The organism is Bradyrhizobium barranii subsp. apii, from assembly GCF_011516635.5.
Lineage (GTDB): Bacteria > Pseudomonadota > Alphaproteobacteria > Rhizobiales > Xanthobacteraceae > Bradyrhizobium > Bradyrhizobium barranii.
The window spans coordinates 3,118,780-3,142,399 of record NZ_CP096255.1; the positions used below are offsets into that span (position 1 = coordinate 3,118,780).

A 23,620-nucleotide genomic window follows, 5' to 3' on the forward strand; every position below is an offset into this window, starting at 1 on the left:
AGCAGATGGACCTGTCGCTGATCATCATGCAGCTTCTTTCCGGGATCGCCCTTGGGGCGGTCCTGGTGATCACTGCGCTTGGACTGACCATCGTGTTCGGCATGCTCGGGGTGGTCAATTTCGCCCATGGCGCGCTGTTCATGATCGGGGCCTATGCGGGGCTGTATCTGGCATCGCTCACCGGCAGTTTCTGGTGGGGATTGCTGCTCGCTCCCATCTTGATCGGCGCCTTCGGGATGCTGATCGAGCTCGTCCTGATCCGCAGGCTCTATGGACGCTCGATCGACGATCCGCTGCTGCTCACCTTCGGCCTCAGCTACATCCTGGTCGAGGGTGTGCGCATCGTGTTCGGCAGCGACGGCATTCCGTTTCCGACCCCGCCGCAGCTCGTCGGCGTGCTCGATCTCGGCATCGGCTTCTTCCCGCGCTACCGCCTTTTCGTCATCGCGCTGGTGGCGGCGGTGCTGCTGGTGCTCTGGCTGACGCTGGAGAAGACCCGCATCGGCCTCATTGTGCGCGCGGGCGCGCGCGATCCTACCATCATGCAGGTGCTCGGTGTCGATATCGGGCGGGTGTGGCTTGCGATCTTCGGCCTCGGCGTCGGGCTGGCCGCCCTTGGCGGCGTGCTGGCGGGGCCCATGCGTAGCGTCAATCCGGAGATGGGCTCGCTGGTACTGGCGGAGGCCTTCGTCGTGACCGTGATCGGCGGGCTCGGCTCGATCGTCGGCGCGGTCGTCGCCGGCCTCATGGTCGGCATCTCCATCAGCCTGGTGGCGCTGTTCGCACCTGAAATGGCGACCATCGTCATGTTCGCGCTGATGGCGATTGTGCTGCTGATCCGCCCGCAAGGCCTGTTCGGCGTGAGAGGGAGGACCGCGTGACGTCACCATCGAGCGGCGAAGCGGTCGCCAAGCCCTCGTCCAGCGGGCTTAGTTGGCTTCTCGAGCAGCGCGTGCTGCTGTCGATTGCGGTGCTGGCCGTGCTGCCCTGGCTGCTGCCGTCGCAGGCGCTGGCCGTCAACGTCCTGATCTACGGCGTCGTGGTGATGGGCTACAATCTGCTGTTCGGCTACACCGGGCTGCTGTCGTTCGGGCAGGCGGCGTTCTTCGGCGCGGGCGCCTACTTCACCGGTATTGCGATCGGCCGCTACGGCGTGCCCTGGTTCGCCGCGGTGCCGATCGCCGTCCTCCTGAGCACCGGCCTTGCCGCCGCAATCGGCATCGTCTCGACACGCACCCGCGGCATCTATTTTTCCATGGTGACGCTGGCGCTGGCCCAGCTGGTCTACTACGTCGCACTGCAGGCCTCGTCCTTCACGGGCGGCGAGAACGGCCTGCGCGGCTTCACCGTCGACCGCATCAGCCTGTTCGGCTTCCCTGTCAATTTCCTCGACCCCGTCAACAAATATTACGTGCTGATGGCCTTCGCGGCGCTCGCGATGTGGTTCCAGTCGCGGATCCTGAACTCGCCGTTCGGCGCCGTCATCGAGGCCATCCGCGAAAACGAGCAGCGGGCGCGGGCATGCGGCTATGACGTCGAGCGCAGCAAGCTGATCGTGTTCATGCTGTCGGGTGCGATCTCCTCGCTTGGCGGCTGCATGCTGGCGCTGCACCTGTCGATCGTACCGCTGGACCTTCTGCACTTCCAGACATCGGGCATGATCGTGATGATGGTGCTGCTCGGCGGCGCGCGCAGCTTCTTCGGGCCCTTCGTCGGGGCTGCGAGCTTCCTGATCCTGGAGGATGTCATCTCGCTCTGGACGCCGCATTGGCAGATTTTTGTCGGCGCGATCTTCGTGCTGTTCGTGCTGTTCCTGCCCAAGGGGATCTGGGGAACGCTGCTCGACACGCTCGGCATCGGAAAGGCGCGGCCATGAGCGGCGAACTGCTTCGCGTCGAGGGGGTCGGCAAGCGTTTTGGCGGCTTCGTCGCGCTCGAAGACATTACTGTGTCCTTTGCGGCGGGACAGCTCACCTCGATCATCGGGCCGAACGGCGCTGGCAAGAGCACCTTCTTCAATATCCTCTCCGGCGCGCTGGCCCCGACGTCGGGCACGCTGCACTTCAGGGGACGCGAGCTGAACGGCCTGCCGCAGCACCGCTTCGTGCATCAGGGCATCTCGCGCTCCTACCAGATCACGAACATCTTTCCGGACTTGTCCGTGCACGAGAATGTGCGCGTGGCAGCGCAGGCGCTGACCGTGAGCTACGACATCTGGCGCAACCGCGCCCGGCTGACGGAGCTGAACGCGCGCGCCGACGCGGCGCTTGAGGCGGTCGGACTGCTCGGCAAGCGCGCTGAATTGGCAAAATTCCTCTCGCACGGCCAGCAGCGCGCGCTGGAGATCGCGATCGCGCTGGTCTCCGAGCCCGAGTTGCTCCTGCTCGACGAGCCCACCGCCGGCATGGGGCCGGAAGAGACCAAGGACATGGTCGCGTTGCTCGAACGGCTCGCGGAGAAGCGCACGGTGCTGCTGGTCGAGCACAAGATGAAGATGGTGCTCGGCCTGTCCAAGCGTGTCGTGGTGCTGCATCACGGCCGTCTGCTGGCGGACGGCGCGCCCGACGAGATCAGGAGCAACCCGGAAGTCCGGCGGGTTTACCTCGGACAGAGTGAAGGCTATGGCTGAGACCGCGCTGCTCGAAATCGATGATCTCCACGCCTGGTATGGCGCAAGCCATATCCTGCACGGCATCTCCCTGCACGTGAAGGAGGGCGAGGTGGTCGCTCTCGTCGGCCGCAACGGCGCCGGCAAGACCACGACCTTGCGCTCGATGATGGGTCTGATGCCGAAGGCGACCGGCCGCGTGCGCTTTGCGGGCAGGGAGCTGCTGCCGCTCCGCGCTCATCAGCGCTTTCACCTCGGTTTGGCCTATGTGCCCGAGGAGCGCCGCATCGTTCCCGGGCTCTCCGTGCGCGAAAATCTCCGCCTCGGCCTGGTCGCTGCCGGAAGCGAGATCGAGGAGCGTGCCGCGATCGACGAGATCGCCGAAACCTTTCCGCGTCTGAAGGAACGCCTCGATCAGGAGGGCGTCACGCTTTCGGGCGGCGAGCAACAGATGCTCGCGATCGCCCGCGCGCTGATCGCAAAGCCCAAGATGATCCTGCTCGACGAACCCTCGGAAGGCATCATGCCCGTCCTGGTCGAGGAGATGGGCGTGCTGTTCCGCCGCCTGCGCGACGAGGGCAAGACACTGCTGCTGGTCGAGCAGAATGTCGAATGGGCCTTGCGGCTGGCCGACCGGGCGGTGATCATTGACCAGGGCGAGGTCGTGCATCAAAGCAGCGCCGCGGCACTGCTGGCGGACAAGGACATCCAGGAGCGCTATTGCGCGGTGTGACGGCTCCGGAGGGCCGCACGCCAGCAGGTCATCCAAGGAGCAAAAGTTGTATGTATAATGTATTTCCCCTTGAAGTTGAGAATCGCGCGTTTTGACGTCGCTTACAAGCACCGACACGGCATCCCGCATGTCGGGGGCGTTTCGACGCATGTGAAGCGGACGATTGACAGGCGGCAATTTAATTTATCAGCGCTGCGCGTGCGGATTGAGATCGGGCCTCTCAAGCCACGACCTTGGCGCCGGCGTCGCCGAGACGCTGGCGTTCCTTTGCGAGATAGCCGCCGATCGCATTGCCAGACATCGGCTTTGCGAAGTAGTAGCCCTGGATGAAGTCGCATCCCAGGCGGCGCAGGCTGTCGAGCTGGGCGCGCGTTTCGACGCCCTCGGCGACGCAGGCGATCTCCATGTCGTCGCACAGGCCGGCGAGAGATTTGATGATCTTGTGACTCACCGGATTTTCGTTGATGTCGGCGACGAAGCTGCGGTCGATCTTGATCTTGTCGAGCGGCAGCCGATGCACGTGGCTCAGCGAGGAATAACCGGTGCCGAAATCGTCCAGTGAAATGCCGCAGCCCATGGCCTTCAGCGTCGCGATCGATTGCTGCGCGCGCACAAAGTCGAAGGTGACGGCGGTCTCGGTGATCTCGAAGTCGATCTGGTGCGGCGGCAACCCGCTCTTCTCGATGATCGAGATCAGCGGCAAAATGCCCTCGGCGGCGCAGACATCGTGAGCGGAGAGGTTGAACGACAGGCGGATGTGGTCGGGCCAGGTCCTTGCCGTCGCGAGCGCGCGGACCAGCAGCGCCTGCGTCAGCGGCCGGATCAAGCCGATGCGCTCCGCGGCCGGAATGAAGTCGGCCGGTGAGACGAGGCCGAGGCGGGAGCTGTGCCAGCGCGCCAGGACTTCGAATCCGGCGGTGTGCTCGCTCATGGCGTCCACGATCGGCTGAAACACCAGGTCCATCTCGGTGCTGAAATCGGCGGTGCGGAGCAAGTTCTCGATGACGCCGCGGCTGCGGATCTCGGCCTCGAGCTCGCTCGAGAAGATCACGGTGCGGCCGCGCAGATGGCGCTTGGCGTGATAGAGCGAGTAATCGGCGCATTCATAGAGCGCTTCGGCGCTGGTTGCCGAGCTCGGGAACAGCGCGAAGCCGATCGAGCAGGACAGCCCGGTATGGGCGGTGTCGAGCTGGTAGGGCAGCTTGACCTGTTCGCCGATGCGCTGGCCGAGCCGCATCAAATCGTCATCTTCGGGATCGCCGCACACCACGAGGCCGAACTCGTCGCCGCCGAGCCGGGCAAATTCCACCCGCTGCGGGCCGAAGCCCTCGCAAACTTCGCGGATGCGGCGCCCGGCTTCGATCAGGACGCGATCGCCGACCGAGTGGCCGTAATTGTCGTTGATCGGCTTGAAGCCGTCGAGGTCGATGATCCCCACCGCGACGCGAACGCGCCTGCGCTCGGCGTCGGTGAAGGCGCTCGACAGTTCGGCGAAGAAGCGGCGGCGGTTCGGCAGCTCGGTGAGGGAATCGAGATTGGCGAGGCGGAAGTTCTCGTCCGAGAGCGCTTGCGTTGCCGCCTGCTGCGCCAGCAGCGATTTGCGGCTGGAGACGAGGTCGGCGAAGTCGCGGTAGTAGATGAAGAGCACCGTCACCATCGCGCCCGACACGAGCAGGTTGTTGACCGCGATCGCCTTCAGCGTCGGTTCGCCGGTCGCCCAGAAGAACAGCACATAGGGAACGTCGACGACGAGCGTCACGATCAACGCCGCGGAACGCAGATGCATCAGCGAAAAGATGCAGCCGATCACGGTCACCGCCATGTAGAAGGCGACCTGGCTCTTGGCAAAGGCATCGCCGTAAGGGTAGAGCGCAAAGGACCATGCGGTGAAGCCGGCGCCGATCGGCAATGTCATCCAGTTGGTGGCGCGCAGATTGCGCAGGATATCGGCATCGCTGCGCACGAGATGACGCTGGCGCAGCCACCAGAAGGTCCGCAGCGCGGCGAGCACTGTCAGCACGCTCGGCACGATCATCGTCAGCCAGTCCGGCGCCACGTTGACATAGGTGTAGGCGACCGCGATCGTGTTGCTCATGAGAATGAAGTAGAGCAGCGGGATCTGCTTGGAGAAGGCGTCGAACTGCGCGCGCGTCAGGTCCGGGTTGTCGGCCGGCACGCGAAACAGCCGCATCGCGGCGGTGAGGTGAGACTTCAAACTGGCGACAGGCATTGCAATACGCGCCCCGGATCCCTTCAAAACGGCGGCGATCTTGCACGACGGGGGTAAAGGTCGCGTTAGGTGGGGCTGCACGAAAAACCAGCGCAAGTTGCGCGTGGCCACGGGATTTTCCAACCGCGTGCATTGGTGAGACCGTGTTAAGGATATCGGGCGGCCGAGGCGCGTGTCTCAGGCACGCCTTGCCCGCAGCCAGCCGCAGGTACGATCTGCTAACCATGCGAGACCTTGGCTTTTCACGTCAGCGACGGCGCATTGCTGTGCGGTCAGCCGACGCGCGCGCTTGCGCAAGCTGCGTCGTACGAGCTGCGGCAGCAACGGCCTCGCATCCGGAAAAATTCATGGGCATGCACGGAATAACGGTCGCCGTTCGGTTTGAGCATGGCGGCTATCGCTGGAATGCGGCCGCTTGCTGTTTGACCGCGCGCAGGCGGCCCGCCATACTTTACGTCAAGGCGAGCCAGAGACTTGTCGGCATCGGGAGCTGAAATGACCAATTCATTCTCCGTCCTCGCGGGGACGCTGATTTCCGTCGTCTCCTTCACTTCAATTGCACTGTCGCAGCCGGCCTGCGTCACCCAGAACATGGCTGTGCCGCCCGGGGCCAACACCACCGACAAGGCGGCACCGTTCTTCATCGACACGACGGGCCTCGATTTCAAGACGGCGCCGCCGACGCGCGATCCCTCGAACCCCAACTATTCGCGCGCGACTGAGCTGCCCGACGGAACGCTGCCGCCGCCCGGCGCCGAGGGCAATTTCATCATCGGGCCCACCCACAATCCCGCGCCGGAGACGATTGCGAAGGAAGGCGTACCACGCGGCATGACAAAATCCTTCACGCTGACGTCGAAGGAGAGCACGATCTACAATCCCGGCCTGATCCGCGACGACGTCGCCGGCTGCACCAATTCCTCGATCATGACGACCGTCACCGCGCCCGACGACAAGTCGCACATGATCGTCACCACCAGCCATCCTGGAATCTGGTCGCGCACAATCGACGTCTACGTGCCGGCGCAATATGTGCGCGGCGCCGAGGCGCCGTTCATCGTGGTCGGCGACGGCGGCTCCAACGCCTACAAGGATCTCGCTACGACGCTCGATAATCTGATCGCACAGCGTCGCGTGCCGCCGATGATCGCGATCCAGATCGGCAACGGCGGCCAGGACGCGCAGGGCAGCCAGCGTGGCCGCGAATATGACGCGGTGTCAGGCGACTATGCGCAGTTCGTCGAGCGCGAGGTGCTGCCGCTGGTCGAGAAGAACGCCGACGTCAAGTTGACCAAAAACCCCGACGGGCGCGCGACGATGGGCCTGAGCTCGAGCGGTGTGGCGGCCTTCACCATGGCGTGGTTCTATCCCGATCTCTATCATCGCGTGTTGGCCTTCTCGCCGACGATGGTCAACCAGCAATGGCCGCACGATCCGTCGCTGCGTGGCGGCGCCTGGGAATATCACAGCGCATGGACGGGGCCGGCCGGTCCCAACCTCATATCGAAGGCCGGCGTGCTGACGCCGGCCGAGCCGCCCGGCGTGCCGCTGATCGTCGCCGCGCCGGCGAAACCGATCCGCTTCTGGTTCTTCGGCGGCGATCAGGATCTGTTCTATCCGAACCCCACCATTCCCGACGGCATGCACGACTGGACTTTGTCGAACGCGCTCATGGCGAAGGTGCTGGCGGAGAAGGGCTACCACTACCAGTTCCTGTTCGTGCGCAACGCCAAGCACGTCGACCGGCCGACGATCGCGCAAACGCTGCCGTCGGCGCTGGAGTGGGTCTGGAAGGGCTATCCGATCCCCTGAACGCGAAGTCGCGCGAAATCTAGCGGCCAATCCCAATCGTCACGCCGGCGGTCGAGCGCATGGCGTCCCGGAGGGTCGTCGCGTTCATGTCGTCGAGGATCTGACGTGTCAGCACGGTGGTCTGGCCGGGCGTGTTGAGGATCGTCTGGCCGCGCGAGGTGGAGAGCCGGTCGGCCTTGTAGGGCGCGGCCGGATCGGTGGCGGGCGCATGGTGCGGGCGTTTGCTGGACGCCGCAAAGGCCCCTTGCGAGATGCAGAGGGCGGCGATCACGACCAGGCGCAATGATCTTGCTGGCATGCGGCCTCCCATGTCTAGGGTGTCAGCCTAACATATGGCGGGCATGGTCGCAGAGGACAAGGGTCAGGCGAGAGCGGCCTGGCGTTCCCGCACCGGTTCGCGGGGCCGGTCGGCGTTACGCGGCTCGGCGAGCCGGGTAAAGCTGCGCTGACCCGCCGACGCGGGCGCCTCGACGACGACGTCCTCGCAGACGATCTGCCCGCCCAGCATCCTGAATTCGAGCTTGTCGTAACGTGGCATGGTCTCGCCGGGCGCGGGCGGCAGCAGCTCGACGCGGCCCTGGATGTTCAGCGTGGCGTCGCCGGCGCCGTGAAGCCGCGGATTCCACATCCTGATCCCGGTCTCCGTCCAGCGCTGCCGGATCAACGCGGCGCGGTCGACGGGTTCCATGACCTTTGCGCGCGTCCTCGGCGCGCTGGGGATTACCGGAGCGGGAGACTTGAGGACCGGCTCCGGCGCGACATGCGTGACGGCGCTTGCTGTGTCGGCGGAGGGACCCTCAGCGGCGATCGTTGCGATCGCGGCGGGATCGTTGGCCGGGACCGGCTCGATCTCCATTGCGACGACAGGGATGGCAGCGCTGTCGATGCTGCTCTCGGAGACCTCCCCCGCCGAGACGTCGCTATCCGCAAGCGCGACACACGTGTCCTCCACGACGGTCGGCTCAACATCAGCGACGTCAGAGGAGGTATCGTCCTTGACGGCGAGAACGGGGGCATCAACCGGAGCGATCTCGATGTCGATAGACGAGACCAGCGTCTCCTCTGCGGCGACAAGCTCCACCTCGGTCGAGATGTCGGGAGATGGATCGCTGCGGATGACGGTCTCGGGAGCGTTGGCCTGCCGGCTCTCGGCCTCGACAGGCGACAGCCGCGCCTCTTCAACGATGACGGGTTCAGCGATCTCCGGAAGTTCCACAGGTGGGTCGCGGCCGGCGCGCTCGGGAGCATCGACCGGGCCGCTCTCGTCTCGACAACCGGGGCCGGTGTCTCTTCTACGACGACGGGTGCGACGCTGGTCTGGAGCTCCGCAGGCGGATCGGTGCCGACGAGCTCATGAGCATCGACGGCCTCGCTCTCCACCTCGACTGACGAGACCGAAACCTCTTCGACGACCGACTCGACCTCTGTCGGCGCTTCCAAGGATGAATCGTCGGCGACGCTGATATCATTTGGCGCTGCGGACGAGCTCTCTGGGATGACAGAGATAGCGGTGCCATCCTCGGTGACGGGGGGCGCAACGGCGATCTCGGTGTTAATGCGCAGCGGGTTGGTGCTGATGCTGTCGGGAGCCGGAACAGCTTCTGCGATGTCGGCGACGATTGCCGGCGAATCGCTTGCCGCGATCGGCACGACGTCGATGCTGCCGCCGTGCGGCAAGGGCCTAAGCCGGGTGAACGCCCATTTCACCGCAGGAATGCGGCGCAGCAACGATATCAGTCTCGAAAGCACAGGGAGTTGTCCAAGCGGTACTCGGCGTGAAGCAATCGCTGATTCGCCAGCAATGCAAAAAAATGCCCCGGCCGTCACATCGATGTCAATGTAGGTGGGACCAATTGCAGAACATCGGTGCGAGGTCAGGGTCCGCTATCCCAGAGGCTTCGACACCGTGACGCTCGCGTATGTCATCGATGACGACAAGCTTTGGCTGCACGAAGACGATTGGGTGAAGGAGCCGGGGCCACAGGCGATCCGCGCCGTCATGCGGTACTGCCCCGACCGCTGATCCTGAGCCGAACGTCGGGGCTTCCCAGCGTCGTCCTTCCTGGCGTAATTTGAAACGTCTGGAAAGTGGGGACGACGCATGAAGAAGCTTGCCGCCATCGCAGCGGTTCTGTTCTGGTCGACATGCGCATTCGCGCAGGATCGCACCATCACCGTGGCCTCGACGACGTCGACGGAGCAGTCGGGCCTGTTCGGTTACCTGCTGCCGCTGTTCTCGAAGGCGGAGGGCATCGAGGTGAAGGTCGTTGCCGTCGGCACCGGCCAGGCCCTCGACATCGGGCGGCGCGGCGATGCTGACGTGGTGTTCGTCCATGACCGGCCCGCCGAGGATAAGTTCATGTCCGAAGGGCAGGGCGTGAAGCGCTTCGATGTCATGTACAATGACTTCATCATCGTCGGTCCGAAGAGCGATCCAGCAAAGATCGCCGGCGGCAAGGACGTCGCTGATGCGCTGCGCAAGATCGCAGCGACAAAGGCAACCTTCATCTCGCGCGGCGACAAGTCCGGCACGCATGCGGCGGAGCTGAGATTGTGGAAGGAGGCGGGCGTCGACATCGGCGCCGGCAAAGACAGCTGGTATCGCGAGATCGGGCAGGGCATGGGTCCGGCGCTGAACATGGCCTCGTCGTCGAACGCCTATCTCCTGTCGGACCGTGGCACCTGGCTGTCGTTCAAGAACCGGGGCGAGCTTGCCGTCCTGACCGAGGGCGACAAGCGGCTGTTCAACCAGTATGGCGTCATGCTGGTGTATCCGGCGACGCATGCGAATGTGAAGGCGAAGGACGGACAGGCCTTCATCGACTGGCTGGTTTCGCCGAAGGGGCAGGATGCGATCGCCGGCTACAAGGTCGGCGGCGAGCAGCTATTTTTCCCCAACGCGTCCCACTAGCAGGAAGGCGACGGTCGACACCGCCACGCTGAGCGCGAGCAGGATCAGCCCGAGCCCGAGCGCCAGCGGCAGGTCGCCCTTGCTGGTCTCCAGCGCGATTGCCGTCGTCATCGTGCGCGTGAAGCCGCGGATGTTGCCGCCGACGATGATGATGGCGCCGACCTCGGCGATCGCGCGCCCGAACGCGGCGAGAAAGGCCGTCAGTAGCGACGTTCGGCCGAGCGCGAACAGCAGGCCGATACTGCGCAGCGTCGATAGTCCGTCGATCCGCGCGAGGTCGCCATACTCGGCCCAGAGCAGGCTCGCCGGCCGGTGCACCAGCGCGACCACGATCGGGGTCGCGAGCAGGGTCTGCGCGATCACCATGGCGGTCGGTGTGAACAACAGTCCGGCCGCCCCGAGCGGGCCGGACCGCGACAGCAGAAGATAGAGCGCAAGCCCGACCACGACCGGCGGCAGGCCGAGCAGCGCATTGGTCAGCACGATGACGACCTGCCGCCCGCGGAATCTGGTGATCGCGAGCAGAGCCCCGAAGGGCGCGCCGATCAGCAGCGCGACGATGCCGGCGGTCAGGCTGACACGAACCGACAGCGCGACGATGCCGAGCAGTTCGGCGTCGGCCTCGCCGATCAGCGTGAGCGCGGCGCCGATGGATCGCGCGAAATCGTTCATCCGGCCGGACGCTGCGGCGTCGGGCAGAATGCCTCGGGTTCATCGATGTCGAGGCCGCGCAATCGCTTCACGGGCTGGTCCCTGCGAGTCTTGTTCAACAACAGAATACCGGGCGGAAACGATTTGAAAACGTGATTCATCCAAAAAAGAACGTCGGTGCCGCGTCATGCAGGCTTCTGGAACGTGACCTGAGCCGTGCTTCGGTCTTCGGAGGCTCCGCCCCGAGATGTCCCATATGGAGTGCTTCGATGGTCGGTCTGCTCAGGCGGTGCGATCGATCGCGAAGTCGTCGAGGAGCGGAGAATTGCCTCCGGAGCAAAACGTCGCGAGTAGTTCAGCCGCAAGATAACTGGACGTAATGCCGTTGCCGCCGTAACCATAGGCGGCGAAAATGTTCTTCTGGCCGGGCACCGCGCCGATGAGCGGCAATCCGTCCTGCGTCGTGTCGAACGCCCCCGACCAGCAATAGTCGATCCTGTGGGATGATCGAGGCCAAAGCGCCCCAAGCTTCTGCCTCAGGCGTTCCCGCTTGGCAGGGGTGAGCGCCTCGCGCGCCTGCGGTTCTATCGCGGAATCATCATCCTCACCGCCGAAGATGATCCGGCCGTCCGATGTGCTGCGGGCATAGTGGTAGTCATGGCTCGCTTCCCAGATCAGCGCGTCTTCGGGCCACAGATTTTGGGGCTGGGGCTCCGTGGCAATGGCCCAGCTCGAGGCCGGGCGCTGGATGGTCGGACGGACGATGCTGGGCATCACGTAACCCGTACACAACACCACGCGGTTCGCCTCGATCTCGTGGCCGCCGTCGAGGCCAACGATGACCTTGGCGCCGGCGCTTTCGAAAGCCGTCGCGTTGGCTTGCCGGACAAGGGCCCCGCGTTCGATGGAAATCTTCAGAAGTCCGTGAGTGAGCTCGACAGGATCGGCATCTGCGGCAACCGGCGACAGGATCGCACCCGCACGGGCAACCTCGAACCGGCGGAGCAGTGACGCGTGATCGAGAAATACGCCGGGCAAGTCGGCGCGCGCTCTCAGATCAGACTCCTCTCGCAGGGATTTTCCGCTGTCATCAACTGCAAGGTAGAGTGAGAGCCGATCTCTGATGTGGCATGGGATGCGATAGTGGCGCGTCAACGACAACAAGCCCTGGACGGCGCGGAGGCTCGCCGTGTAGCAACGCGCCGCACGTTCGAATCCGTAGGCCTGAGTAAGCTCGGACAACGGTCGATCGATTTCCCAGAGCAACATCGCGGTGCTGGCGCCGGTACTGCCGTGTCCGGGAGTTTCCCGGTCGATGACGACGACCTCGTGCCCGCGACGGGTGAAGCTTTCGGCGACCATAGCGCCGGTGATTCCGGCACCGATAACCAGGACGTCGCATGCGAAGCTTCCGATGACGGGGCGAACGCCTGGTCCGCCGCGCGTGACCCAGGGGGTTACTGAGCTCCTGAGGTCACCGTGGTCGATGTTTTCATCGTCGGAAAAGATCGCAAGGCCTCCAACCGGCCGAGTTCAGGCCCGGTGCCAGCTCAACGTGCTCGACGCGCGCAAAGTTCCAGCGGGGAATGGCCCGCCGGCGATTGATCCCTGGCCAGACTTGCTTCGAGCCTCAGCGCTTGACTGCAGCCGATGCCGAAATCGCGGGCGCGCCAAGGCTCTGCTCCCAGTAGCGCTCGATCTGGTCGACCAGGGCGGCCGGCAGCGGCACGTAATTGAGCGCCTCGGCCTGGGCCTTTCCGTTCTCCAGAGACCAGCGCATGAAGTCGATGGCCGCTGCCGATCGTTCCTCGGATTTCGGCGCCTTCGGCATCAGCACGAACGTCGTGGCCGTGATCGGGTAGGCGTCTTCGCCGGGCGCGTTGGTGAGCACGAGATGGAAATCCTTCTCCGCCTTCCAGTCTGCACTCGAGGCCGCTGCCTGGAACGATGCGGCGTCGGGGACGACGAAATTGCCGGCACTGTTCTGCACGACGCCGAAGGAAATCCTGTCGAGCCGTTGCAGCGCGTAAGTGTATTCGAGATAGCCGATCGAGCCGGGAACGAGGCCGACGAGCGAGGCGACGCCGTCATTGCCTTTGCCGCCGAGACCCAGCGGCCACTCGACCGAGGTGCCGTCGCCCACGCTCGTCTTCCACTGCGGGCTGACCTTCGAGAGGTAGTTCGACCAGTTGAACGTCGTGCCGGATCCGTCGGTGCGATGAACCACCGTGATCGGCGTGTTCGGCAGCCTGATGTCGGGGTTGATCGCGCGAATGGCCGGATCGTTCCATGATCTCAGCTTGCCGAGATAGATGTCGGCGAGCATCTGGCCGGTGAAGCGAATCTGGCCGGGCTTCACTCCATCGATATTGACGACCGGCACGACGCCCCCGATCACGATCGGGAATTGCATCATGCCGAGCCTGTCCAGCTCCTTGGGATCAAGCGGCATGTCGCTTGCGCCGAAGTCGACGGCCTCTTTCTTGATCAGGCCGACGCCGATGCTCGAGCCGACCGCTTGATAGCTGACGGTGTTGCCGGTCTTCGTCTTGTATGCGTCGATCCATTTCGCCATCACGGGCGAAACGAAGGTTGAGCCGGCTCCCTTGGTCTCGGCCGCCAGGCTTTGCGTGGCGACGAGCAGAGCGGTGAAGAGTACGGGGAGAGTGAGGTGCTTCATCATGCGACCGAGGCTAGCAGGCTGGGCGCGAAGCAGATGTGGCCTGTGTCACAAATACGCCTTGGCCCGGTGCTCGCTGGCGCGCCCTCGGCCCCCCGAGGCCGGGCAGAATTCGCACAAATCAGCCCGCCGGGGCATCGAATCGCACCTCTCCGCGGCGGAAGAGCGGCTTTATTCCCGCCCGGAATGCTTTAAGGAGGGGGGCACGATCAGGTCGCACCCGCCCGGCGGCGGTGCTAGACCCTGATGCAGGAACAATGGAGCCGGGCCGTCTGGCATGCCCGCAAGGATGAAGGATACGAGGCAATGATCAACACGGTTGGCATCATCGGGGCAGGGACCATGGGGAACGGCATCGCGCAGATTTGTGCCGCGGCCGGGCTCTCGGTCGTGATGGTCGACATCTCCGATGCGGCGGTGAACCGCGGGCTGTCGACCGTCGGCGGCAGCCTCGAGCGCCTGGTCAAGAAGGAGAAGATGTCGGCAGCCGATCGCGAGGCGGCTCTCAAGCGCATCACCGGCACCACCGACCGCGCGAAGCTCGCCGATTGCGACCTCGTCATCGAGGCCGCGACCGAGAACGAGGAGCTCAAGGTCAAGATCCTGAAGGACCTCTGCGCCACGCTATCGCCGCGCACGCTGCTCGCGACCAACACCTCCTCGATCTCGATCACGAAGCTTGCCGCCGCAACCGATCGTCCCGATCGCTTCATCGGCATGCACTTCTTCAACCCGGTGCCGGTGATGGCGCTGCTGGAACTCATCCGCGGCCTGCAGACCTCCGACGACACCCACGCCAAGGCGCTGGATTTCGCCAAGCGGGTCGGCAAGGTGGCGATCACGGCCAAGAACAGCCCCGGCTTCGCCGTCAATCGCATCCTGTGCCCGATGATCAACGAGGCGATCTTTGCGCTCCAGGAAGGGATCGCGACCGCCGAGGAGATCGATGCCGGCATGAAGCTCGGTTGCAACCATCCGATCGGGCCGCTGGCGCTGGCCGATCTCGTCGGGCTCGACACCATGCTCTCGGTGATGGAGGTTTTCTATAAGGGCTTCAACGACCCCAAATACCGTCCGGCCCCCTTGCTCAAGGAGATGGTCGATGCCGGCCATCTCGGCCGCAAGACCGGCCAGGGCTTCTACACCTATAGCGCCTGATGGCGCCGGCGGCGGGTGCCCGGCATCCGCCGTCCGATCCCCGCAATTTGCGCTGCGACAAAGACGTCGCGCGCAATTGGCCCGACAATGTCGAACGGGCGGCCTGCGGGAATAAATGAACGGATAACGAAAGACATGTCGGATCGACTGAAGGCCGAGCGCGAGGCGGCGGCCGCGCGGCGGAACCTGCTGACCCAGGATGCGATCGAGCGCACCGGGATCACCGAGGAGATGATCGGGGAGCTCGTCACCCGCTTCTACGGACGCGTGCGCGAGGATGCACTGCTGGGGCCGGTCTTTGCGATCGTGCAGAATTGGGACGAGCATCTCGCCAAACTTAGTGTCTGTTCCAAAACATGTTGAGTCGAATGAATCGGTTGTGATTCAAGGTGAGCGGCCTGATTCGATGGGGACGCGCCGCCAATGTGGACTACCGAGAACCGTGCACGCTACGACCGCAGCCGCCTGCGCTATCCGAGCGACTTGACCGACGAGGAGTGGGCGCTGATCGCGCCTCGCATCCCGCCGGCCAAGCGCGGCGGCAACAAGCGTACGGTGGACCTGCGCGAGATTGCCAACGGGCTGATGTACATCCTGAGCACAGGTTGCCAGTGGCGCGCGATCCCCAAGGACCTGCCGCCGCGCTCGACGCTGTATGGCTACTTCGATCTGTGGAGCTGGAACGGCACGCTCGATAAAATTCATCACGCCCTCTATGTCGAATGTCGCGAAAGGGCCGAGCGCGAGGCTTCTCCCACCGCCGCCATCATCGATAGCCAGAGCGTGAAAAGCGCTGAAAAAGGGGGCCTCATGATCTCCATGGCTACGACGCGGGCAAGAAGATCAAGGGCAAGAAGCGGCACATTCTCGTCGACACGCAAGGCCTCTTGATGCACGCCATCGTGCATGCGGCGGACATCCAGGATCGCGACGGCGGCGTGCTCCTGATGGCAACGTTGTTCGGCCTCTATCCCTTTCTTCTGAAGCTCTACGCCGACGGCGGATATCAAGGGCCACATTTCCAGAAGGGGCTGCGTAGCGCTCTGAAGCGCGTGAACCTCGAAATCGTCAAACGCTCCGATCAGGCTCACCGTTTCGTCGTCTTGCCCAAACGCTGGATCGTCGAGCGTACCTTTGCCTGGCTCGGGCGATGCCGAAGACTGTCCAAAGATTGGGAATGCTTCAATCACAGGGCGCTCGCCTTTCTCAAGCTGGCCTCCATCCGACTCATGCTGCGAAAGCTATGCAATCCAAGGTAATCTTTCCGGACAGACTCTTAGGGATTTCTGGTCGTCGGTCGTGCTGATGAGCGGCCGCTATCATGGTTCGCCGATGCGGGCGCATGTGCCGCTCAGGCTGGTCGGCGATCATTTCGACCGCTGGCTCGATCTGTTCGAGCAGACCGCGCGCGAGGTCTGTCCGCCGCCGGCGGCCGCGCTCTTCATCGACAAGGCGCGTCGCATCGCTGACAGTTTTGAGATGGCGTCGGCGACCATCGCCGGCCGCATCGCTGCGCCGCGTCACGTGCTCCGGTCCTGACGACAGAAAATCTGCCTGCAAAACGTGCAGTTGTATCGCTCCGAGGTTGCGCTGCGCGGCCAATAACGCGTTGCACCAATTCCGGCATCATCGGTCTGATCTGCAAAATCATCATGCCGATCGCGCGATGCGACGTTGCAATTGCAAATATGCGCTGGAACGCATTCATTTGCGTTCAACCAAAGCGAGCAAAGACATATTGATGCGCTGCGGCGCCAACTCTCCGCCTTTTTTTCGGCAGAGTTCCAGCGCCTGCTAACGTGCATGTCGCGCGCATCATTCAACATCACTCCCTCATCGTCCGAGAGCACTGCGGAACCTGAAGTCGACGCGGGCATAGAACAGACGCGGCGAACGCTGCTGCTTGGCGCGCTCGCCACGACCGCCTGCCTTGGTTGTTCCACGCAGGCGCGCGCGGGCGAGGATCCGCCAGGCTCCGACGAACGTCCGCAGAAGGGTGATCTCCTCGTCTTCTCCGAAGGCGATCAGGAGGGAAAGCTCATCACCGCGGCCGATCTCCCGGCCGGTGGACCGCCGGTCCATGCGTGGCCGAAGGATCCCAACACGTCGGTGGTGCGCAGCGCCTCGCGCCTCAACGAAATCCTGATCATCAGACTCGATCCCGCCGAGCTCGACGAGAAGACCCGCGCGCGGGCCGTCGACGGCATCCTGGCCTATTCGGCGATCTGCTCGCATGCCGGCTGTCCCGTCACCGCCTGGGTCAAGAGCGATGTCGGCGACAAGGACGTGTTCAAGTGCATGTGTCACAACTCCGAATACGATCCCCGCGCGGGCGCGCAGGTCGTGTTCGGGCCGGCGCCGCGGCGGCTTGCCGCGCTGCCGCTCGCGCTCGCTGACGGTTCGCTCAGCGTCGCCGGCAACTTCATCGGAAAGGTAGGTGGCGTGCAGCCAGGATGATGGACGGTGCGGGTTATGCCCGCGTCACGAGAGGCCGCATCCGCCGAGAGGCGGACGACGGGACGAACGACAAGAATTCAAAACAAGAATTCAAACGGATGAAAAAGGGGAACGTCCATGAAAACTTCCATCACCAGGAAGCAATGGTTACTGTCCGGCTTCGTCGCCTTCACGTGTCTTGCCTCGGCCGCCGCCGGCCCGATCGAGAATTATTCTCCCGTCACCGCGCAGCGGCTGGAAAATCCGGAACCCAGCAACTGGATGCTCTATCGGCGCACCTATGACGGGCAGGGTTATAGCCCGCTCGACCAGATCAACACCTCGAACGTCAAGAATCTCACGCCTGTCTGGACGTTTGCCACCGGCGTGGTCGAAGGCCACGAGGCGCCGCCGATCGTCAACAACGGCGTGATGTTCGTGGCGACCCCGATGGGGCAGGTGATCGCGCTGAACGCAAAGACCGGCGACGAGTACTGGCGCTACAAGCGGCAGCTCCCCGACGATCTGTTCCAGCTGCATCCGACCAGCCGCGGCGTCGGCCTCTGGGAGGACAAGCTCTATCTCGCCACCACCGACGACCATGTCGTGGCACTCGACGCCAAGACCGGCAAGGTGGTGTGGGACACCAAGGTGCAGGATTACAAGAAGGGCCAGTACATGACCCTGATGCCGCTGATCATCGACGGCAAGGTCATCGTCGGCGGCTCCGGCGGCGAGTTCGGCGTGCGCGGCTATGTCGCCGCTTACGATGCCAAGGACGGCAAGGAGCTGTGGCGGACCTACACCATTCCGGGCGAAGGCGAGCCCGGTCACGACACCTGGCAGGGCGACGACTGGAAGAACGGCGGCGGCTCGGCCTGGATGACCGGCAATTACGACAAGGAGACCAAGACGATCTATTGGGGCGTCGGCAATGCCGCGCCGTGGCCCGGTGAGATGCACCCCGGCGACAATCTCTACACCTCGTCGGTGCTCGCGCTCGATCCCAGCAACGGCAAGATCAAGACCTATCACCAGTATCACCAGAACGATTCCTGGGACTGGGACGAGGTCGAAGCGCCGATGCTGATCGACCTGCAACGCAATGGGCGCAACATCAAGAGCCTGGTCCATCCCGGCCGCGACGCGATCTTCTGGGTGCTCGAGCGCACGCCGACCAAGATCAACTATGTCGCCGGCTGGCCGTTCGTTGCCACCGATGTCTGGAAGGGCATCGATGCCGAGAGCGGACGGCCGATCGTCGATCCCGATCACAAGCCGGCCGTCGGTAAGCGCGTCGAGTTCTGTCCGTCGCTGTGGGGCGGCAAGGACTGGCCGTCGGCGGCCTACAGCCAGAAGACAGGCCTCGTCTACGTGCCCGCCAACGAGAATTTCTGCGGCGGCTTTACCGGCGAGAAGCTTCCGCTCAAGCCCGGCGAACTCTGGCTCGGCACCAAGCCGGAAGACATCGGCCTGAAGACCAAGCCCGGCGCGGATCATTTCGGCGAGCTCCAGGCCTGGGATCCCGTCACCGGCAAGAAGGTGTGGCAGCACAATTTCCCGAAGTCGCAGCTGTTCGGCTCGGTGACGGCGACCGCGGGCGATCTCGTCTTCGTCGGCGGCACCAACGACCGCAACTTCCGCGCCTTCAATGCCAAGACCGGCGAGCTGCTGTGGGAGCAGAAGACCAATTCCGGCATCATGGGCATGCCGTCATCCTATGAGATCGACGGCACGCAATACATCGCGATCCAGTCCGGATGGGGCGTCGACGCACAGCGCATCCAGGATGCGCTCGCGACCAACAATATCGGCATCGAATCCAATGTGCCGCAGGGCGGCGTCATCTGGGTGTTCGCGCTGAAGAAATAAGCTCCGCGGGCGGATCGCAAGAAGCGGAGCGGTGAGGGGGCAATGCGGCGGACGGCAACGTCCGCCGCATTTTGCGTGTGCGGTGCTCGCGCCACGAACTCGTCATACCCGGGCTTGTCCCTGGCATCCACGTTCTTCGTGCCGCGGCAGAGGTCGTGGATGGCCGGGACAAGCCCGGCCATGACGGCGAGCGGCGGTTTGTGGGTGCAGGCGTTGAACCGCTACTTCCCGTGCCGATCAACCTTGTCCTTTTCCTTCTGGTTCATTTCCTGAACCTTCGGATCGGAGCTGGTCTGCCCGGTGGTCTGCGTGGTCGAAGGCGGCGGGGCGCCGGCGTTGGGAAGCGAGTTCTGCTCCGGCGCGGTGGGGCGCGTGGCGGTGGTCGGCGGGGCGGTGTTGCTTTGGGCGAACGCAGCCGTGGTCGTCATGAAAAAGGCGCCCGACAGCAACGAGACTGCGAGCGCCTTTGAGATGTTGGTCATCGATCTGCTCCTGTCAGATCGATGGAAACGGCGCGAGGCCGTTCAATGTTCCGCCTTAGGCCTCCAATTGCTTGCCGAGCGGAAGGCTGCGGATACGCTTTCCGGTCGCGGCGAAGATCGCGTTCATCAGCGCCGGCGCGAACGGCGGAACACCGGGCTCGCCGACGCCGCTCGGCGGCGTGTCGGGTCCGGGCGGGACGATGTAGACGTTGGTTACAAGAGGAGATTCATCCATCCTGAGGACCTGGAAGTCGTCGAAGTTCTTCTGCTCCACCTTGCCGTCCTTGAAGGTGATCGCGCCGTATTTGGCGACGCTCAGCCCCATGATCGCCGCGCCCTCCATCTGCGAGGCGATGCGCTCGGGATTGACATAGGTGCCGCAGTCGATCGCGGTGTCGACCCGCGGCACCGTCAGCTTGCCCTTCTCGTCGACGGCCACCTCGACGATGGTCGCGATGTAGCTGACGAAGCTGCGGTGCACGGCAATGCCGAGGCCGTGGCCTTTCGGCACCTGACGGCCCCATTCGCCCTTCTCGGCGACCAGCTCGACCACCTTGCGCAGGCGCGCGGTGTCGATCGGGTAGCTGTCATAGGGCTCGCCATAGTTCCACATGTCCTTCACCGCCGGCTTGACGATGCGGGGACTGCCGATCAGCGCGAGCAGCGTCTCCTTCTGGTCGCGCCCGGTCGCCTGCGCGATCTCGCCGACCATCGACTGCACCGCAAAGGCCCGCGGGATGTTCGAGACCGAACGGAACCAGCCGATGCGGGTGAACGCCGCGGCTTCCGGGTTCTCGCAGGAGATGTTGGCGATCTCGAACGGCATGTCGACGAGGCCCATGCCGAGCTCGAAGGGCGCCTGGTGGTTTGCACCCGCGGCGAAGGTCGAGGCGATGCTCGGCGCCACGCTGCGGTGGCGCCAGGCGATCACCTTGCCGTTCTTGTCGAGCCCCGCCTCGATCCGCTCGACCGAGACGGTGTGCAGGAAGTCGTGACGGACGTCGTCCTCGCGCGTCCATTGCACCTTCACCGGCGCGCCGAGCTCCTTCGACAGCAGTGCGGCCTCGAGCGCGAAGTCGCATTTCGACTTGCGGCCGAAACCGCCGCCGAGCAGCGTGACATTCACCGTGACGTTGTCCTCGGGAATGCCGAGCGTCTTGGCGACGTCCTCGCGGGTGCCGCCGGGACTCTGCACCGGCGCCCAGATCTCCGCCTTGTCACCCTTGACGTCGGCGACCGCCACCGGCGGCTCCATGCTGACATGGGCGAGGTGCGGCAGATAGTATTCGCCGACGACGACCTTGTCGGCGCTCTTCAGCGCAGCGTCTGCGTCACCCTCCTGGCGCACGACGAGGCCCGGTTTGCGCGAGGCTTCCTCGAGCTCCTTGCGATAGGCGACGGAGTCGTATTTGCCGTTGGCGCCGTCGTCCCAGGTCAGCTTCAGCGCGTCGCGGCCCTTGATCGCCGCGCCGGTGTTGCGCGCGATCACCGCGACGCCGCCGAGCGGCTGGAATTTCGACGGCCACGGCCAACCGCGCACCTGCATCACCTTCTCGACGCCGGGGACCTTCAGCGCCGCGTCCGGATCGAATGAGACCAGCTTGCCGCCGGTCACCGGCGGGCGTGCGATCACGGCATATTTCATGCCTGGTAATCGCACGTCGGCGCCGTAGCGCGCCTTGCCGGTGGTGATGTCGTGGAGATCGATGATGCCGATCTGACCCTTGCCGAGATAGCGGAAGTCCTTGGGGTCCTTCAGCTTGAGGCCTTCGATGCTCGGCACCGATTGCTTGGCTGCGTCCGCGGCGAGCTCGCCGAAGCCGAGCTTGCGGCCGCTGGCGCTATGGACGACCTCGTGGTTGACGGCCTTGACCTCGGTCGCCGGCACGCCCCAGCGCTTGGCCGCGGCCTGCTCCAGCATGGTGCGTGCGGAGGCGCCGATCTGGCGCATTGGGATCAGATAATGCCGCGTGCTGCGGGAGCCGTCGGTGTCCTGGTTGCCGAACTTGACCTCGTCGCCGTGGGCCTGCTGCACCTTCACCCTGGACCAGTCGGCCTCCATCTCCTCGGCGACGATCAGCGGCAGGCTGGTGCGCACACCGGTGCCCATTTCCGCGCGGTGGGCGAGGATGGTGACGGTGCCGTCGGGCGCAACGGCAACGAAGACGCGAGGATCGACCACGACGCCGTGCGGCATCTTGCCGGCGCCGGTCTCATAGGCAAACGCCTGGCGCGACATCACGGGTGCGGCAAGCACGAAGCCGCCGGTGATGCCGAGCCCCTTCAGGATGCTGCGGCGGGATACCTTCTCGACCTTGAGGTTCTTTTCGAAGCCACGGAGCTTCGTCGGGTTCTCGATGAAGTTCATGTCACACTCCCGTCGATGCGAGATGGACTGCGTTCTCGATGCGCTGGTAGCAGCCGCAGCGGCAGATGTTGCCGGCCATCGCTTCGCGGATCTGGTCGTGTGACGGCTTGGGGTTCTCCATCAGCAGCGCGGCGGCCTGCATGATCTGGCCAGCCTGGCAGAAGCCGCATTGGGGCACGTTGACCTGGCGCCAGGCCTTCTGGACGGGGTGGTCGCCGTTCGGATGCAGGCCTTCGATGGTGGTCACCTCGCGCCCGGCGACGTCGTTGATCGACGTGATGCAGGAGCGCATGGCCTCCTTGTCGACGATGACGGTGCAGGCGCCGCACAGGGCCTGGCCGCAGCCGAACTTGGTGCCGGTCAGCCCGGCCTCGTCACGCAGGAACCAGAGTAGCGGGAGATCCGGGTCGCCGTCCCAGCTCTGTTCCTGGCCGTTGATCTTCACCTTGATCATGATGGTCCCTCGCTCTTCATAAGCATGTCGATTTCAACATTGCCGACACAGGTCGGCGCACTGCCCGTTTCGTCGTGTCGCCGCATCCCGGCCTGTTCTCCTGCGCGGGCAGATCCCGGAAGGAAGCAGGAATGCGAATCGTGATGTCCGGATGTGCTCGATACCTCCCGTCTTATTCTTGATTGATTGAATTCGCGCGGCATCGTGACGACGCGATCGTAGCAGAGACCGCGCCGGCCCGGCGTTCACAGCCGGGTGTTGTTGAAGGGAAAAGTTGCAACGAAGGTTTGTCAAAAGCAGGGCGCGGCATCACGCGCATGCGCCTGCGAAATGTGCACGACGAAAAAAGCTTCGTCCGGCAGAGACTGCGCGGACGAAGCAGGATGCCTCAGTCGAGGGAGGGAGAAGCGCAGAGGCGCGGACTTCGAGGGGGAAGTGGGCGGCACTGCGCAGTCATTCAGAGACCAGGACTGAGGAGCTCATCTGAGGAGCTCATGGCCCTCGCATCTTGAGTCGTGCGAAGCGGAGGCATCGCAGCGATTTGGCCGGGGGCCGGACCGTCCGGCTCGCTGGCGATGGTCGGCCAGCGAGCGGACGGGCACGGCGAAGGTCTGGCGGGCCTGTTCAGGCGGCCTTGTCAGGCAGCCTTGGCTTTCGCGACATGGGTCGCGATCGCGTCCATCAGCGCCGGCGACAGGCAGTCATAGGGCTCGAGCCCGATTTCCTTCAGCCGCGAGCGGATGCCTGCCATCTGTTCCGGCTTCACGCCGGATTCGATCACGGAGGAGACGAAGGCGGCGAATTGCGGCGCCTGCGAGCCCTGCTCCTGGAACAGCTCGGGATGGATGAAGTCGAGGCCGTAGAACGGATGGCCCTTGTTCTCGATGCGGCCGTACATGTGCGTGCCGCAGGCCTTGCAGGCGTGGCGCTGGATCACCGCCGACGGGTCGACGATCTGGAGCTTGTCGCCGTTCTCGGTCACGCTGACGTTCTGGCGCGGCACCACGGCGACCACCGAGAAGTTCGCGCCTTGCGGCTTCCAGCACTTGGTGCAGCCGCAGGCGTGGTTGTGGGCGACGTCGCCCTTCACGGCGACCTTGACCGGGTGGTCCGTGCATTTGCAGACCAGCGTGCCGCCGGCAAAGTTGCCGCTGCCCTGTTTGACGCCGTTATCGATCGAGGGATGGAGTGCAACAGTCATGGGTCGATCCTCCTTGGGTGTGACG

The 23,620-nt window shown here is 64.3% G+C and carries 20 protein-coding genes and 3 pseudogenes; 13 read left to right on the forward strand and 10 right to left on the reverse strand.

Going from position 1 to position 23,620, the window contains the following annotated elements; all coding sequences use genetic code 11:
* Nucleotides 1–5 precede the first annotated feature (5 nt).
* The 4 genes from HAP41_RS14800 to HAP41_RS14815 are packed head-to-tail and all read left to right on the forward strand — an operon-like array spanning nucleotide 6 to nucleotide 3,340.
* Complete coding sequence (locus tag HAP41_RS14800) at nucleotides 6–881, forward strand: branched-chain amino acid ABC transporter permease (protein WP_166100571.1); 876 nt, start codon at nucleotides 6–8, stop codon at nucleotides 879–881.
* Nucleotides 878–1,876, forward strand: coding sequence for a branched-chain amino acid ABC transporter permease (locus HAP41_RS14805; RefSeq protein WP_166100570.1), 999 nt, complete (start codon nucleotides 878–880; stop codon nucleotides 1,874–1,876). Before HAP41_RS14800 ends, HAP41_RS14805 begins: the two co-directional genes overlap by 4 nt.
* A complete protein-coding gene (locus HAP41_RS14810) occupies nucleotides 1,873–2,628 on the forward strand; it encodes an ABC transporter ATP-binding protein (protein WP_135216077.1) in 756 nt (251 codons plus the stop codon). The genes HAP41_RS14805 and HAP41_RS14810 overlap by 4 nt, the downstream gene beginning before the upstream one ends.
* Complete coding sequence (locus tag HAP41_RS14815; protein WP_063981945.1) at nucleotides 2,621–3,340, forward strand: ABC transporter ATP-binding protein; 720 nt, start codon at nucleotides 2,621–2,623, stop codon at nucleotides 3,338–3,340. Before HAP41_RS14810 ends, HAP41_RS14815 begins: the two co-directional genes overlap by 8 nt.
* 220 nt (nucleotides 3,341–3,560) lie before the next feature.
* Here the strand turns inward: HAP41_RS14815 and HAP41_RS14820 are convergent, their stop codons facing one another.
* The gene (locus HAP41_RS14820; protein WP_166100566.1) at nucleotides 3,561–5,570 is read right to left on the reverse strand and encodes a putative bifunctional diguanylate cyclase/phosphodiesterase; all 2,010 of its coding nucleotides are present in this window, start codon (nucleotides 5,568–5,570) and stop codon (nucleotides 3,561–3,563) included.
* Between the two features lie 495 nt (nucleotides 5,571–6,065).
* On the opposite strand from HAP41_RS14820, the gene HAP41_RS14825 reads away from it, so the two are divergent.
* Nucleotides 6,066–7,382, forward strand: coding sequence for an alpha/beta hydrolase (locus tag HAP41_RS14825; RefSeq protein ID WP_166100564.1), 1,317 nt, complete (start codon nucleotides 6,066–6,068; stop codon nucleotides 7,380–7,382).
* Between the two features lie 19 nt (nucleotides 7,383–7,401).
* Here HAP41_RS14825 and HAP41_RS14830 read toward each other — a convergent pair whose 3' ends face one another.
* The gene (locus HAP41_RS14830) at nucleotides 7,402–7,680 is read right to left on the reverse strand and encodes a Plug domain-containing protein (protein WP_175618126.1); all 279 of its coding nucleotides are present in this window, start codon (nucleotides 7,678–7,680) and stop codon (nucleotides 7,402–7,404) included.
* A 63-nt stretch (nucleotides 7,681–7,743) separates the two neighbouring features.
* Entirely contained in the window at nucleotides 7,744–8,598 is an 855-nt protein-coding gene (locus HAP41_RS14835; protein ID WP_321576677.1) for a hypothetical protein, read from the reverse strand.
* Between the two features lie 279 nt (nucleotides 8,599–8,877).
* Here HAP41_RS14835 and HAP41_RS14840 point away from each other — a divergent pair, with 279 nt between their 5' ends.
* Together HAP41_RS14840 and HAP41_RS14845 are read left to right on the forward strand one after the other, a co-directional pair.
* Entirely contained in the window at nucleotides 8,878–9,225 is a 348-nt protein-coding gene (locus HAP41_RS14840; RefSeq protein ID WP_224581072.1) for a hypothetical protein, read from the forward strand.
* Nucleotides 9,226–9,483: 258 nt separating this feature from the next.
* Nucleotides 9,484–10,293, forward strand: coding sequence for an ABC transporter substrate-binding protein (locus HAP41_RS14845; RefSeq protein ID WP_166100543.1), 810 nt, complete (start codon nucleotides 9,484–9,486; stop codon nucleotides 10,291–10,293).
* Here HAP41_RS14845 and HAP41_RS14850 read toward each other — a convergent pair.
* The 3 genes from HAP41_RS14850 to pstS all read right to left on the reverse strand — a co-directional run bounded on the left by HAP41_RS14850 (nucleotide 10,267) and on the right by pstS (nucleotide 13,627).
* Complete coding sequence (locus HAP41_RS14850) at nucleotides 10,267–10,965, reverse strand: ABC transporter permease (RefSeq protein ID WP_085405650.1); 699 nt, start codon at nucleotides 10,963–10,965, stop codon at nucleotides 10,267–10,269. The genes HAP41_RS14845 and HAP41_RS14850 overlap by 27 nt on opposite strands.
* 261 nt (nucleotides 10,966–11,226) lie before the next feature.
* Entirely contained in the window at nucleotides 11,227–12,306 is a 1,080-nt protein-coding gene (locus tag HAP41_RS14855) for an NAD(P)/FAD-dependent oxidoreductase (RefSeq protein ID WP_248577207.1), read from the reverse strand.
* A 268-nt stretch (nucleotides 12,307–12,574) separates the two neighbouring features.
* Nucleotides 12,575–13,627: a phosphate ABC transporter substrate-binding protein PstS gene (gene pstS / locus HAP41_RS14860; RefSeq protein ID WP_166100539.1), complete on the reverse strand. Its 1,053-nt coding sequence runs from the start codon at nucleotides 13,625–13,627 to the stop codon at nucleotides 12,575–12,577.
* A 303-nt stretch (nucleotides 13,628–13,930) separates the two neighbouring features.
* Here pstS and HAP41_RS14865 point away from each other — a divergent pair, with 303 nt between their 5' ends.
* From HAP41_RS14865 to HAP41_RS14890, 6 genes and pseudogenes are all read left to right on the forward strand, one after another.
* Nucleotides 13,931–14,782: a 3-hydroxybutyryl-CoA dehydrogenase gene (locus tag HAP41_RS14865; RefSeq protein WP_085405655.1), complete on the forward strand. Its 852-nt coding sequence runs from the start codon at nucleotides 13,931–13,933 to the stop codon at nucleotides 14,780–14,782.
* Between the two features lie 135 nt (nucleotides 14,783–14,917).
* Nucleotides 14,918–15,121 (forward strand): annotated as a pseudogene (locus HAP41_RS14870) (globin family protein); the annotation flags it as partial.
* Between the two features lie 84 nt (nucleotides 15,122–15,205).
* Nucleotides 15,206–16,041, forward strand: a pseudogene (locus HAP41_RS14875) (IS5 family transposase).
* 16 nt (nucleotides 16,042–16,057) lie between these two features.
* Nucleotides 16,058–16,321: pseudogene (locus HAP41_RS14880) on the forward strand (group III truncated hemoglobin); the annotation flags it as partial.
* Nucleotides 16,322–16,585: 264 nt separating this feature from the next.
* Nucleotides 16,586–17,239, forward strand: a complete 654-nt coding sequence (locus HAP41_RS14885) for a QcrA and Rieske domain-containing protein (protein ID WP_166100530.1) — start codon at nucleotides 16,586–16,588, stop codon at nucleotides 17,237–17,239.
* A gap of 117 nt (nucleotides 17,240–17,356) precedes the next feature.
* Nucleotides 17,357–19,090, forward strand: a complete 1,734-nt coding sequence (locus HAP41_RS14890; RefSeq protein WP_166100524.1) for a methanol/ethanol family PQQ-dependent dehydrogenase — start codon at nucleotides 17,357–17,359, stop codon at nucleotides 19,088–19,090.
* Nucleotides 19,091–19,311: 221 nt separating this feature from the next.
* On the opposite strand, the gene HAP41_RS14895 is transcribed toward HAP41_RS14890, so the two are convergent.
* The 4 genes from HAP41_RS14895 to gfa form a co-directional block, all read right to left on the reverse strand.
* Nucleotides 19,312–19,572, reverse strand: coding sequence for a hypothetical protein (locus HAP41_RS14895; RefSeq protein WP_166100521.1), 261 nt, complete (start codon nucleotides 19,570–19,572; stop codon nucleotides 19,312–19,314).
* Between the two features lie 55 nt (nucleotides 19,573–19,627).
* Nucleotides 19,628–21,940 (reverse strand): xanthine dehydrogenase family protein molybdopterin-binding subunit, encoded by a 2,313-nt coding sequence (locus HAP41_RS14900; protein WP_166100518.1) that lies wholly within the window; start codon nucleotides 21,938–21,940, stop codon nucleotides 19,628–19,630.
* Between the two features lies 1 nt (nucleotide 21,941).
* Nucleotides 21,942–22,394 (reverse strand): (2Fe-2S)-binding protein, encoded by a 453-nt coding sequence (locus HAP41_RS14905; RefSeq protein WP_166100514.1) that lies wholly within the window; start codon nucleotides 22,392–22,394, stop codon nucleotides 21,942–21,944.
* 637 nt (nucleotides 22,395–23,031) lie between these two features.
* On the reverse strand, nucleotides 23,032–23,595 hold the full coding sequence (gene gfa, locus HAP41_RS14910) for an S-(hydroxymethyl)glutathione synthase (RefSeq protein ID WP_166100510.1): 564 nt from the start codon (nucleotides 23,593–23,595) through the stop codon (nucleotides 23,032–23,034).
* Nucleotides 23,596–23,620: the final 25 nt, after the last annotated feature.